This window comes from Kitasatospora sp. NPDC048296, assembly GCF_043201815.1.
Lineage (GTDB): Bacteria > Actinomycetota > Actinomycetes > Streptomycetales > Streptomycetaceae > Kitasatospora.
In genome coordinates this window covers 58,191-69,787 of the sequence record NZ_JBICZB010000040.1, presented here as the reverse complement: position 1 = coordinate 69,787, position 11,597 = coordinate 58,191, and the positions used below count along the sequence as shown (strand labels likewise).

The window sequence follows — 11,597 nt, the reverse complement described above, 5'->3', positions numbered from 1 at the left end:
GCCACCGTGACCGGCAGGGTGAAGCCCAGCCCGTACGAACCGGCGGCGGCCAGCACCAGCACGATCGCTTCGGGGCCGTACGCGACCGAGGCCATGGCGTCCAGTGAGAGTGCCGCCAGTCCGCCGAGCGCGCTGAGCCGGTGGCGCTCGTCGCCGGCGCCGGTATCGGGCGGTTCGTCGGCCGTCACGGCCGGGGTGGAGATGGCGCTGGACATCGGACTGGACCTCCGCAGTCGGTAGTTGATCCGAATCCTGCGGTCCGCGCGCCCGGCGCTCCTCCGGCCCCTACGCGTTCCTGACGCCGCCACGAGCGCCTTTGACGCGCTCTTGACGCGGTTGCCGTCGCGGCGGGAGGGGCGGTTGGCGGGGGTGGGCGAGCCGTTGTCCCGGCGGGCGCCGGTTGGGAAGACGATCAGCTCAGTCGAAGGACTCCCACCCCCGGCCTCCCACTCTGCTGCCTGGCCACCGTAATTGCAAGCAATGCGCAATAACTGCCACCACTCGGCGTCCGGGCAAACGAAACAGCCCCTGATCTGCGTTTCCGCAAATCAGGGGCTGTTTTCTATCCTGTGGCTGGTGCAGGGTTCGAACCTGCGTAGCTTGCGCGACAGATTTACAGTCTGCTCCCTTTGGCCGCTCGGGCAACCAGCCAGGATTTTCGCCTCCCGGGGCGATGCCCCGTTCGACTTGGTAAACCATACCTGATCCCGGGGGGTGCTCCGCCACTCGATAGATCACTCGACGATCAAGAAGCGTCGCGCCGCTGTCACGGGCGGGGCCGGGGTGGCGCTGGATAGGCTGGGGCGGCGGACGCCCAATGGGGCGGGCCGTGCCAGTGAAGCCAGAGCATCAAGGAGACCAACACCCATGGCCGACTCCAGTTTCGACATCGTCTCGAAGGTCGAGTGGCAGGAGGTCGACAACGCGATCAACCAGACCTCCCGTGAGATCGCCACCCGTTTCGACTTCAAGGGCGTGGGCGGCGAGATCAGCCGCTCCGGCGAGAAGATCGAGATGAAGGCCAACGGCGAGGAGCGCGTTCGGGCCATCCTCGACGTGCTGCAGACGAAGTTCGTCAAGCGCGGCCTGTCGCTGAAGGCCCTGGACACCGCCGAGCCGCAGCTGTCCGGCAAGGAGTACAAGATCTTCGCGAACGTGAAGGAGGGCATCACCACGGAGGATGCCAAGAAGGTCGCGAAGATCATCCGGGACGAGGGCCCCAAGGGCGTCAAGGCCCAGGTCCAGGGCGACGAGCTGCGCGTCAGCTCCAAGAGCCGCGACGACCTCCAGACCGTCCAGGCCCTGCTCAAGGGCAAGGACCTGGACTTCGCGATCCAGTTCGTGAACTACCGCTGACGTCGGTCCGATCGAGCCACGACACGGCCCCGCTCCCGGGTTCGGGGGCGGGGCCGTTCGCGTCGGCGGGTGGGGTCAGCCGGCGGCGCGGACGTCTGGAACGGCAGGCAGGACCGGGTCGGCGACCGGGAGGGCGCTCGGCGGCGCCGGGGCCGCGACCGGGAAGTCCCGTCCGGTGGCGCGCCCTCAGAAGCCATCCGCAAACCGGTCACGGGGCTTGGGATTAGCGCGAGTGTTCGTGGGTTCCTGATTCGGGTGATCTCGGCGTTGTCGCCGCATGAAGACAGGGCCCCTGTGCAGCTTGGAGGTTGTCGAGACCGAAAAGCCGCAAGGAGGCCCTGTTGCCGCATTTGTACGCCGCCGCCGCGGCTGGGGGCAACTCGGTGCCCCCAAGGTGTGACTGTTTCGCGCACCGGTACGGCAACGCGGGTGACCATGGCGAGCGTGTTCGACGGTACGACAGCGACATGACGGACGCCGAGTGGGTGGCGGTGCGGGACCTGCTGCCGGTGCCGGCGTGGATGGGCGGCCGGGGCGGGCGGCCGGAGGGATACTGCCACCGCCAGATACTGGATGCGATCCGCTACCTCGTCGACAACGGCGTCAAATGGGCCGCGCTACCCGTCGACTTCCCGCCGTACAAGCGCGTCCACGCCTTCTTCACCCGCTGGCGCGACACCGGCCTGCTGACCGAGTTCCACGACCGGATGCGCGCCGCCGTCCGCACCGCGCAGGGCCGCGACCCCGAGCCGACCGCGGCGGTCATCGACTCCCAGTCGGTCAAGGCCGCCGCCGGCGTGCACAGTGCGACGCGCGGCTACGACGGCGCGAAGAAAATCAACGGCCGTAAGCGACACCTGGTCGTCGACACCCTCGGTCTGCTCCTGATGATCCTGGTCACGCCCGCCGACGCCGGCGACCGGGCCACCGCCGCCGACATGCTCCCCGCGCTGAAGGCCAAGTTCCGCCTCCTGCAAAGGATCTGGGCCGACAGCGGCTACACCGGCGACCTCGTCACCTGGGCCAAGAGCAAACTCGCCCTGATCGTGGAGATCGTCAAACGCACCGACGACCTGTCCGGGTTCCGCGTCGTCCCGCGCCGCTGGGTGGCCGAGCGCACGTTCGGCTGGCTCATGCGCTCACGCCGCCTCGCTCGCGACTACGAGACCCGCACCGACAGCGCCGAGGCCGTCATCGTGTGGTCGATGACCATGGTCATGAGCCGGCGCCTGGCCCGCCACCGCCGATGTCGCGCCGGGACAGTCACCCCACGGCCCCGAGTCGCCGCCGCGGCCTGAACCGGCTGCCCGACCCGTCGACCTCCAGCCAGCCCCGTTCCACCAGCCGCTTCGCCTTCTGCCGCAGGTTCTCCGTCACCGCGCTGACCGGATCCAGGCCCACCGCGACCGCCGCCTCCCTCATCGTCAGGCCGACACCGCCCTCCCCACCGGACTCCACCGCCTCCACCAGCCGCCAGTAGTCCGGCGCCAGCGCGTCCACCGGATCCAGACCCTCCCGCCACACCGGCACCACTGCCCCCTTCGGCGGCACCCGCACCACCGCCTGCGCCGGCCCCGCGGCGTCCTCGGCCGGGGCCAGCGCCTCGGCCAGCTCCTCCACCGCCACCACCCGACGCTCCAGCACCGCCCTCGCCGACTCCAGTTCACCCTGGAGACGCTCCAACTCGGCCTCCAGATCCTCCACCCGCGCCCGGGCGGCCTCCCGACGCTCCTCCAGCAACCCCAGCGGCGACGGCGGCATCACAAAACTCCGTTCCGACCTCGACAACCCGACGCCGAAACCCTGCCACCCCACCCCGCACACCATCCCTGACCAGCGAAAAGTCATACGCCGCACACGGATTGCGGATGGCTTCTCAGGCCGCCGCCCAGCCGGCGGTGCTGCGGTGCGCGGCCAGCCCGACCGCGTCGAACTCGTCCGCCCGCCCCGGGGTGACGGACGCGCCGAGCTGGCGCAGCGCCCGGGAGATCGGGGTGTCTTCGGCGGCCGGCTCGAACTCCCCGCTGGCGAGCGGCCCCAGGACCACCCGTCCGTCCTCCCAGACGGCGGCGCGCTGGGTGCCGCTGCCGCCGAAGTACTCGGCCTCGACGCAGGCGATCGGCCCGGCCTTGGACCAGGCGGCGAGCCGCAGTTCGAAGCCGTCCGAGTGCCACCCGAAACCGGCTCCGCCACCGACCTTCGGCACCGCGCCATCGCCTTGCAGCGCCGCCAGCACGGCGGGGGTGACCGGGATCAGGGCCAGCCCCTGGGCCAGCGGCACCACCCGGGCCGCCGGGACCTCCGCCGCCGCCAGCGTCAGCAGCTCCAACGTGCCCATCAGCGCCTGGAGTTCATAGGACATGCCGGACATGGTGTCCCACCGCACTGACAGTCGGCCCGAAATTTATGATTCCGTGCCCGCTCGGAGACCGTAGAGCAGGGTGAAAAGGGTCACGTCCACCGCGTTCTCGGACGTACTCGGCCCTTCCTCGCTCAGCTCGTCGAGGATTTCGCCCAGTTGGGAGCGCAGGCGGGCCAGCCTGTCCGGGTCGAGCCGCAGGGTGAAGTTCGCGAGCAGGCCGGACGAACCGGGCGAACCGTCGTTCGCGGCGCTGAAGTCCAGTCGGCCGTCGGCCACGTGGGCGCGGAAGTCGCCGCGCAGCCGGTCGATCGCGGCCAGCATGGCGTCGTACGCCTCGGAGCGGGCCGGGGAGTCCGCGGTGAACATCGCCGGGGCGAGCCGGATCGAATCCTGGGCCGCCCGGTAGCGGCTCTCCACGATGCCGGAGACCAACCGGGTGCCGGCCACCAGGATCAGCCCGGCCTTCTCCAGCTGCTTGATGTGCCGGTAGAGCTTGGTCTGCGGCTCGTCCAGCTCGGCGGCGAGCTCCTTGGCGGTCAGTGGCCGCTCCTCGGCGGACTTCAGGGCGCCGAGGATGGCGAGGCGCAGCGGGTCGGCCAGCGCCTTGAGCACCGCGACGTCGCCCACCTGGCGTTCCTTGACCCAGGTGGTGGGCTGCTCGTCTCCGTCGGCGGCGGGTTCCAGTTCGTGCTCGGCCACGGGCCCAGCCTTCCAGATCGGCCACGTCGACCGCAATCACGGCTCAGTGAGCGCTCGCCCTTGCGCAAGCAATCACATCTACGTCATCATTCACGCAAGCGTGAACGATGACGGAAAGCGCGAACGATGTGGGGGCGGGGACATGACGGAGCACACCACGACGGCGGCCGGGCAGGCGGCGGATCCCCGGAGGGACGACGCGCCGCCGCCACCGGTTCCGCTCCGGCGCAACCTGCGGTTCCAGGCCCTGTGGGTGGGCCAGTCCTGCGCGACCCTCGGCATGAGGATCGGCGACACCGCCTTCCCGCTGCTGGTCCTCGCGCTCACCGGTTCCTCCACCGCCGCCGGGGCCTTCGGCGCCGTGGAGATGGCCACCGCCCTGCTGCTCGGCGTCCACGGCGGCTCGATCGCCGACCGGCTCGACCGCCGCCGGGTGCTGCTCGTCTGCGACACCGCCCGGCTGCTGGCCCTGGCCAGCGTCCCGGTCGCCCTGGCCATCGGCCGGCTGACGCTGGTCCACCTGCTGCTGGTCGCCGCCGTGATCGGCGCGACCACCGCCTACAGCGGCCCGATCCGGCTGCTGGCGCTGCGCTCGGTGGTCGCGCCGGAGCAGCTGCCGCAGGCGCTGGCCCAGGACGAGGCCCGGATGAGCGGCGCCGCGCTGGCCGGCCCGCCGTTGGCCGGGTTCCTGTTCGGGCTCGGCCGCTCGGTGCCCTTCCTCGGCGCCGTACTCGCCTCGCTGCTCTCGCTGGCCTCCGCGCTGGTGGTGCGCTTCCCCAGCCCGGCCGAGCCGGAGCAGAAGGCGGAGGGCGGCGCGCTGGCCGGCTTCCGCGCCCTCGCCGCCTCCCCTCTGCTGCGGCCTGCCCTGGCCGTCCTGCTGGTGATCAACCTGACCGGGGCCGCGCTGCTGCTGCCCGTCATGGTGCTGCTGCGCGACCACGGCACCAGCAGCGGCGGGATCGGCCTGGCCCTGGCCGGCGAGGCGGTCGGGGCGCTGGCCGGGGCGGCCCTGGTCTCCCGACTGCACCGGCTGGCCGGCCCCGGCGTCCTGCTGCTGGCGGTGGCCTGGGCCGCCGTGCCGGTGCCGCTGGCGCCGCTGCTGCCCGGCGGGGCGGTCACCGTCTTCGTCGCACTGTTCACCGTCGGCGCGGGCACTCCCGCCCTGCGGGTGATGCTCGACCTGCTGGTGTTCCGGCAGGTGCCGGACCGGCTCCGCGGCCGGGTGATCGCCGCGACCATCACGCTGCTCACCGCCGGGATGCCCGCCGGGGCCTTCGCCGCCGGCCTGCTGCTGGACCACTTCTCCCCCGCCGTCGCGCTGGCCGCGATCGCCGGTGTGCTCGCCGCCGCCCTGCTGCCCGCCACCGCGAGCCGCACGCTGCGGCGCGCCGTCTGGCCCGCCGCCGCCCCGGGCGCCGAGCAGGGCTGAGCGCGGGCCCGACCGCGGCCGACCGGGCATCACTCGCACGGGCGTACGCCGCATGCGGGGGCCTCGGCAACCGGGTGAACTGGCCGGGTACGGCCCGCCCCGGGCCCCTTCCTGGCGGCCACCCCGCGCACCCGACCGGGGCCGTACCGGAGGAGAACCGATGAGGTCCACGGACTCGCCCTCAGCCGGACGGGGGAACCCGGACGGCCCGGCCGCCGGCTCCGCCACCCGGGAGCGGACCGGGTCGGGGGCCGGCCGGGTGGCGAGTGCCCCGCGGATCTCCTGGCTCACACCCGCGCTGATGACCACCGGTTCGGTGGCCGGCCCGCGCTCCGCGCCGACCGTCCGCGGCACCGTCCGCAGGTAGCCGCGGCACCGCCCGCAAGCCTCCAGGAGCGCCGAATGACCGACGAACTCGCCCTTCGAATAACCGAGTTGATGCCCCGCGCGCAGGCCGATCTGGCCGAGCTGGTGGCCATCCCGTCCGTCGCCGACCCCCGGCAGTACCCGCCGGAGAAGTGCCGGGAGGCCGCCGAGTGGGTCGCCGCCGCCTTCACCGAGGTGGGCCTGCGCGACGTCCACCTGGAGGAGACCCCGGACGGCAGCCACGCCGTGATCGGCCACCGCCCGCCCCCGCCGGGCGCCCCGACCGTGCTGCTCTACTGCCACTACGACGTCCAGCCCCCGCTCGACGAGGCCGCCTGGACCTCCCCGCCGTTCGAGCTCACCGACCGCGACGGCCGCTGGTTCGGGCGCGGCGCCGCCGACTGCAAGGGCAACATCGTCATGCACCTCACCGCGCTGCGGGCGCTCGGCGACGACGTCCCGGTCGGCCTCAAGCTGGTGGTCGAGGGCTCCGAGGAGCAGGGCACCGGCGGCCTGGGGGAGTACGTGCCCCCGCACGCCGGGGAGCTGCACGCGGACGCGCTGCTGATCTGCGACACCGGCAACGCCGCCGTCGGCGTCCCCACCGTCACCACCTCGCTGCGCGGGGTCGTCACCGTGGTGGTCACCGTCCGGGCGCTCAAGGGCGACATGCACTCCGGCATGTTCGGCGGCCCCGCCCCGGACGCCCTGGCCGCGCTGATCCGGATGCTCGACTCGCTGCGCGACGCCGACGGCGGCACCCGGATCGACGGCCTGGACTGCGCCGGCACCTGGAGCGGGGTCGGGTACGACGAGGCGCGGTTCCGCTCCGACGCCGGGGTGTTGGACGGCGTCCGGCTGACCGGCTCCGGCACCGTCGCCGACCGGCTCTGGGCCCGCCCGGCCGTCACCGTGCTCGGCATCGACTGCCCGCCCGTGGTCGGCTCGGCCGCCGCCGTCCCGGCCGTCGCCCGGGCCCGGGTGAGCCTGCGGGTGCCACCCGGCACCGACGCCCGTGCCGCCCAGGACGCACTGGTCGCGCACCTGGAGGCGGCCGCGCCCTGGGGCGTGCGGACGGAGGTCGAGCGGGAGAGCGCCGGCTCGCCGTTCCGCGCCGACACCGGCGGGCCCGCGTACGCCGCGCTGGACAGGGCGATGCGGGAGGTCTACGGCAAGCCGATGTCCTTGCTCGGCCAGGGCGGCTCGATCCCGCTCTGCAACGTCCTCGCCACCGCCTTCCCCGAGGCGGAACTGATCCTGATGGGCGTCGAGGAGCCGCGCTGCCTGATCCACGCGCCGAACGAGAGCGTCGACCCGGGAGAGCTCCGGGACATGGCCCACGTGGAAGCGCTGTTCCTCCGACACTTCGCCAACACGCGCTGAACGTGCTGGAGTCGGAGGACGTCCGCCCGGACCCCGAGGAGGAAGAACCGTGCCCCGTCCGTTCACCACCGAGGACTACACCGCCCGGATGGCCCGGGCCGCCGCCGACGCGACCGCCGCCGGGCTGGCCGGTCTGGTGGTCGCCCCCGGCCCCGACCTGACCTACCTGTGCGGCTACCAGCCCACCGCGATCACCGAGCGGCTGACCGCCCTCGTCCTCACCGCCGGGCACGAACCCGCCCTGGTCGTCCCCAAGCTGGAGCGCCCGGACGCCGAGAAGGCGCCCGGCGCCCCGGCCGTCGAACTGTCCGACTGGTCCGGCGGCGAGGACCCGTACGCCGCCGCCCACCCGCTGTTCGACCCGGCCGGGCGGTACGGCGTCTCCGACAACACCTGGGCGATGCACCTGCTCGGCTTCCAGGCCGCGCTGCCCGGCGTCGCCTTCACCCCGCTCACCGAGACCCTGCCGATGCTGCGCGCGGTCAAGGGCCCCGAGGAGCTGGAGCGCCTCGCCGCGGCCGGCGGGGCCGCGGACGCCGCCTACCGGGGCATCCTGGAGGTCGCCTTCGCCGGCCGCCGGGAGACCGACGTGGCCGCCGACCTCGGCGCGCTGCTCATCCAGTACGGGCACAGCCAGGTCGACTTCACCGTGGTCGGCTCCGGCCCCAACGGCGCCAACCCGCACCACGAGGCCGGGGAGCGGGTCATCCGGCCCGGCGACACCGTGGTGCTGGACTTCGGCGGCCTCAAGGACGGCTACGGCTCCGACACCACCCGCACGGTGCACGTCGGCGCGGACGTCCCGGCCGAGGTGCGGGAGGTGCACGAGCTGGTCCGGCTGGCCCAGCAGACCGCGTTCGAGGCGGTCCGGCCCGGGGTGAGCTGCCAGGAGATCGACCGGATCGCCCGCCGGGTGATCACCGAGGCCGGCTACGGCGAGTACTTCATCCACCGCACCGGCCACGGCATCGGCATCACCACCCACGAGCCGCCGTACCTGGTCGAGGGCGAGGAGCGGCCGCTGATACCCGGGATGTGCTTCTCGATCGAGCCCGGGATCTACCTGCCCGGGAGGTTCGGGGTGCGGATCGAGGACATCGTCACCGTCACCGCGACCGGCGGCCGCCGTTTCAACAACACCCCGCACGAGCTCGGCATCGTGGCCTGACCCCTAGACCCCCTCGACCCCGTCGGCCCGGGCGGCCCGGTCAGCCGGCGTTCGGGACCTTCGACCGGTGAGATTTGACCCAACCGTGTGATTTTCTTACGAGCCGGTCATGGTTCACCCAGAGTCCTCCAAGCTTGCGTTGCTAGTTTCCGTGGGCATGACGAAGCTGCTCAGTCCGGCCCCATCGTCCCCGGTGCGGGCCGGACGACTGCGTCCCGTGACCGCCCACAACCGCCGGACCGGCCTGTCGAGGCTGCGGCTGCTGGCCTGGCCGGCCTACCTGACCGCCTTCGTCTGGTTCCTGAGCACCCAGGGCATGGCCTTCGCCAACGACGTGGTGTTCCTCTGGCTGATCGGTGCCCTGCTGACCGCCGCCGTGCACAGCGGGCACGGCCCGCGCGGCTTCCTGCTGGTGCTGCGCGACTGGGTCCCGGTGATGGCCGTGGTCTGGGTGTACTCGCTGCTGCGCGGCTACGGCGCCCACACCCCGTGGGCCCCGCACTGGCTGCCGCAGCTGCGCGCCGACGAGGTGCTCGGCCTCGGCGAGACCTGGACCGTACGGATCCAGCACGCGCTCTACACCCCCGGCTCGCCGCACTGGTACGACTACGCGGCGACGGCCGTCTACCTCTCGCACTTCCTCGTGGTCTTCGTGCTGCTCGCGGTGCTCTGGCGGCGCGCCCGCCACCACTTCCGGCGGCTGCTCGCCTGCTACTTCACGCTGACCTTCGCCGGCTTCGCGACCTACCTGCTCTACCCGGCCGACCCGCCGTGGCTGGTCGCCCAGCAGGGCAACCTGCCGCCGCTGCACCGGGTGGTCTGGGAGACGATCTCCACCATGGGGCTGCCCCAGGCCGACTCCCTGCTGGAGAACGGCAGCCAGTTCGCCAACGACGTCGCCGCAATGCCCTCGCTGCACTCCGCCTACCCGGCGATGCTGCTGTTCCTCTTCTGGCCGATCGCCGGGCCACGGCTGCGCGCACTGCTGGTCGCCTATCCCCTCGCGATGGCCTTCACCCTGGTCTACGGCGCCGAGCACTTCATCGTGGACATCTTCGCCGGCTGGACGTACGCGGCCGTGGTGGTCTTCGGGCTGCGGTGGCTCGGCAACCGCCGTACGGCCCGGTCGGTGGCCAGGGCAGACTTGGCCGCGTGAACCCGCAGCCCGTCAGGACCCCGGCGCCGGTGCAACCGACGAAGCCGTCACCGATGAGGCCCACGCCCGAGCAGCTCCGGGCCGCCCAGGACACCACCATCCCGGACGTCACCGGGCCCGGGCTCCGGGTGCTCTTCTGCGGCATCAACCCGGGCCTGTGGTCCGGCGCCACCGGGCACCACTTCGCCCGGCCCGGCAACCGCTTCTGGCCCGCCCTGCACCGCTCCGGCTTCACCGCGCGCCAGTTCCGCCCGGACGAGCAGGGCGAGCTGCCCGCACTCGGCCTCGGCATCACCAACGTCGCCCCGCGCACCACCGCCAAGGCGGACGAGCTCACCGCCGAGGAGCTGCGCGCGGGCGGCGCGGCGCTCACCGAGCGGGTGCTGCGGTTGCACCCGAAGGTCCTGGCGGTGCTCGGCATCGGCGCCTACCGGACGGCTTTCGGGCGGCGGCAGGCCGTGATCGGGCGCCAGCCGGAGGGCATCGGCGGCACCGAGGTGTGGGTGCTGCCCAACCCGAGCGGGCTCAACGCCCACTACACCCTGGACGCGCTGGCGGCGGAGTTCCGCAGGCTCCGGGAGAGCCTTGAGTCCTTCGACGATTAGGCGGCGGGCCGCCCGGCCGGGAGCGGCAACCCGCGCGGCGCCGACACCGGCAAGATGATCGTCCGGATCGGCGGCTGAGGACCCCGCGCCACAGCCGGCTGACCACAGCCGGGTGACTACAGCGGGGTCACGGCCTTCAGCACCACCAGCAGGGCCACCGCGGCGTTCAGCGCGCACAGCGCCGAGGCCGCCGTACCGACCGCGGCCACCATCGCCGCCAGGCCCGCCGGCGTCTTGGCCGGCGGCCAGTTGCGGGCCGTCGGCACCGGGCCGAGCAGGGCGGCCACCCGGCGCGGCACCGGGCCGGGCGTGGCGGCCGGGGCGGCGAAGGCCGCGAAGCCGGGCGCCGGAGCGGCGTGCGAGACCAGGGCCGCCCGGGCCACCGCCCGCGCGGTGATCCGCCGGTCCCCCACCGCCTGGGCCGACTCCTCGTCCGCCCAGCGTTCGGCGCTGAACGCCACCGCGTCCTGCAACGGCCGCAGGAAGGGATTGACGCAGGCGGCGAGCTGGGTGGTCAGCAGGTAGCGGTGGTGCCGGTGGCGCAGGTGCGCCCGCTCGTGCGCGAGCAGCGCCCCGCGCTCGTCCTCGGCCAGCCCGTCCAGCATCCCGGTGGAGACCACCACCCTCCCGGGCGAGCCGGGCAGCGCGTAGGCGTACGGGCTGCGGTCCGGCAGCACCGCGAGGTCGCCGGCCTCGGCCGGCCCCTCGGGCAGCCCGGCCAGCGCCCGCCGGGCCCGGGCGCGGACCCGCAGGTGCCGCACGACCGTCCGGGTGCAGGCGAAGCCGACCAGCACCAGCAGCCACATCGCGGCCGTGCCGACCGTCTCGTGGTAGGGCAGCGCGCGGCGCACCTCCGGGTCGGACCAGCTGTCCGGCAGCGGGTTGCCGGGGATCTGCGCGGTGCCCACCACGCCGATCAGCCCGAGGCAGAGCACGCTGCACACCGCCATCACCGCGCTGATCGCGGTCATCAGCCGGGCCGCGCCGCGCGGGTGCAGGTGCTGCTCGGTCAGGCGCGCGATCGGCACCGCGGTCAGCGGCAGGATGAGCGGGAGGAAGACGAAGAAGCCCAC

General features: G+C 73.3%; 12 protein-coding genes, 1 tRNA gene and 1 pseudogene. 8 read left to right on the top strand and 6 right to left on the bottom strand.

Annotation, left to right across the window (positions count from 1 at the left end; genetic code table 11):
- Positions 1-215: pseudogene (locus ACGF12_RS23240) on the bottom strand (amino acid permease); the annotation flags it as partial.
- Between the two features lie 355 nt (positions 216-570).
- A tRNA-Tyr gene (locus ACGF12_RS23235) sits at positions 571-651 on the bottom strand.
- Between the two features lie 216 nt (positions 652-867).
- Between ACGF12_RS23235 and ACGF12_RS23230 the strand changes: the two genes are divergently transcribed.
- The gene (locus ACGF12_RS23230; protein WP_393033184.1) at positions 868-1,356 is read left to right on the top strand and encodes a YajQ family cyclic di-GMP-binding protein; all 489 of its coding nucleotides are present in this window, start codon (positions 868-870) and stop codon (positions 1,354-1,356) included.
- A 467-nt stretch (positions 1,357-1,823) separates the two neighbouring features.
- A complete protein-coding gene (locus tag ACGF12_RS23225; RefSeq protein ID WP_393033181.1) occupies positions 1,824-2,654 on the top strand; it encodes an IS5 family transposase in 831 nt (276 codons plus the stop codon).
- Here the strand turns inward: ACGF12_RS23225 and ACGF12_RS23220 are convergent.
- From ACGF12_RS23220 to ACGF12_RS23210, 3 genes are all read right to left on the bottom strand, one after another.
- On the bottom strand, positions 2,620-3,117 hold the full coding sequence (locus ACGF12_RS23220; RefSeq protein WP_393033178.1) for a hypothetical protein: 498 nt from the start codon (positions 3,115-3,117) through the stop codon (positions 2,620-2,622). The two genes, ACGF12_RS23225 and ACGF12_RS23220, sit on opposite strands and share 35 nt — an antisense overlap.
- A gap of 115 nt (positions 3,118-3,232) precedes the next feature.
- Complete coding sequence (locus tag ACGF12_RS23215; RefSeq protein WP_393033175.1) at positions 3,233-3,718, bottom strand: hypothetical protein; 486 nt, start codon at positions 3,716-3,718, stop codon at positions 3,233-3,235.
- Between the two features lie 42 nt (positions 3,719-3,760).
- Positions 3,761-4,417, bottom strand: coding sequence for an ArsR/SmtB family transcription factor (locus ACGF12_RS23210; protein WP_393033172.1), 657 nt, complete (start codon positions 4,415-4,417; stop codon positions 3,761-3,763).
- Positions 4,418-4,559: 142 nt separating this feature from the next.
- Here ACGF12_RS23210 and ACGF12_RS23205 point away from each other — a divergent pair, with 142 nt between their 5' ends.
- The 6 genes from ACGF12_RS23205 to mug all read left to right on the top strand — a co-directional run bounded on the left by ACGF12_RS23205 (position 4,560) and on the right by mug (position 10,524).
- The gene (locus tag ACGF12_RS23205; protein ID WP_393033169.1) at positions 4,560-5,846 is read left to right on the top strand and encodes an MFS transporter; all 1,287 of its coding nucleotides are present in this window, start codon (positions 4,560-4,562) and stop codon (positions 5,844-5,846) included.
- Between the two features lie 160 nt (positions 5,847-6,006).
- Positions 6,007-6,213 carry a hypothetical protein gene (locus ACGF12_RS23200; RefSeq protein ID WP_393033167.1) on the top strand — a complete coding sequence of 69 codons (207 nt, stop codon included), beginning with the start codon at positions 6,007-6,009 and terminating at the stop codon, positions 6,211-6,213.
- Positions 6,214-6,248: 35 nt separating this feature from the next.
- Positions 6,249-7,595: a dipeptidase gene (locus ACGF12_RS23195; protein ID WP_393033165.1), complete on the top strand. Its 1,347-nt coding sequence runs from the start codon at positions 6,249-6,251 to the stop codon at positions 7,593-7,595.
- A gap of 88 nt (positions 7,596-7,683) precedes the next feature.
- Entirely contained in the window at positions 7,684-8,763 is a 1,080-nt protein-coding gene (locus ACGF12_RS23190) for a M24 family metallopeptidase (RefSeq protein WP_393033200.1), read from the top strand.
- A 157-nt stretch (positions 8,764-8,920) separates the two neighbouring features.
- The gene (locus ACGF12_RS23185) at positions 8,921-9,919 is read left to right on the top strand and encodes a phosphatase PAP2 family protein (protein WP_393033162.1); all 999 of its coding nucleotides are present in this window, start codon (positions 8,921-8,923) and stop codon (positions 9,917-9,919) included.
- A gap of 53 nt (positions 9,920-9,972) precedes the next feature.
- Positions 9,973-10,524: a G/U mismatch-specific DNA glycosylase gene (mug, locus tag ACGF12_RS23180; RefSeq protein WP_393033159.1), complete on the top strand. Its 552-nt coding sequence runs from the start codon at positions 9,973-9,975 to the stop codon at positions 10,522-10,524.
- A 116-nt stretch (positions 10,525-10,640) separates the two neighbouring features.
- Here the strand turns inward: mug and ACGF12_RS23175 are convergent, their stop codons facing one another.
- Positions 10,641-11,597: a M48 family metalloprotease gene (locus tag ACGF12_RS23175; protein WP_393033156.1), complete on the bottom strand. Its 957-nt coding sequence runs from the start codon at positions 11,595-11,597 to the stop codon at positions 10,641-10,643.

What these genes read in the sequence shown, in the direction of transcription:
- ACGF12_RS23230 (WP_393033184.1), top strand. Translation starts at nt 868, where the DNA reads ATGGCCGACTCCAGTTTCGACATCGTCTCGAAGGTCGAGTGGCAGGAG.
- ACGF12_RS23225 (WP_393033181.1), top strand. Translation starts at nt 1,824, where the DNA reads ATGACGGACGCCGAGTGGGTGGCGGTGCGGGACCTGCTGCCGGTGCCG.
- ACGF12_RS23220 (WP_393033178.1), bottom strand. Translation starts at nt 3,117, where the DNA reads ATGCCGCCGTCGCCGCTGGGGTTGCTGGAGGAGCGTCGGGAGGCCGCC.
- ACGF12_RS23215 (WP_393033175.1), bottom strand. Translation starts at nt 3,718, where the DNA reads ATGTCCTATGAACTCCAGGCGCTGATGGGCACGTTGGAGCTGCTGACG.
- ACGF12_RS23205 (WP_393033169.1), top strand. Translation starts at nt 4,560, where the DNA reads ATGACGGAGCACACCACGACGGCGGCCGGGCAGGCGGCGGATCCCCGG.
- ACGF12_RS23200 (WP_393033167.1), top strand. Translation starts at nt 6,007, where the DNA reads ATGAGGTCCACGGACTCGCCCTCAGCCGGACGGGGGAACCCGGACGGC.
- ACGF12_RS23195 (WP_393033165.1), top strand. Translation starts at nt 6,249, where the DNA reads ATGACCGACGAACTCGCCCTTCGAATAACCGAGTTGATGCCCCGCGCG.
- ACGF12_RS23190 (WP_393033200.1), top strand. Translation starts at nt 7,684, where the DNA reads ATGGCCCGGGCCGCCGCCGACGCGACCGCCGCCGGGCTGGCCGGTCTG.
- ACGF12_RS23185 (WP_393033162.1), top strand. Translation starts at nt 8,921, where the DNA reads ATGACGAAGCTGCTCAGTCCGGCCCCATCGTCCCCGGTGCGGGCCGGA.
- mug (WP_393033159.1), top strand. Translation starts at nt 9,973, where the DNA reads ATGAGGCCCACGCCCGAGCAGCTCCGGGCCGCCCAGGACACCACCATC.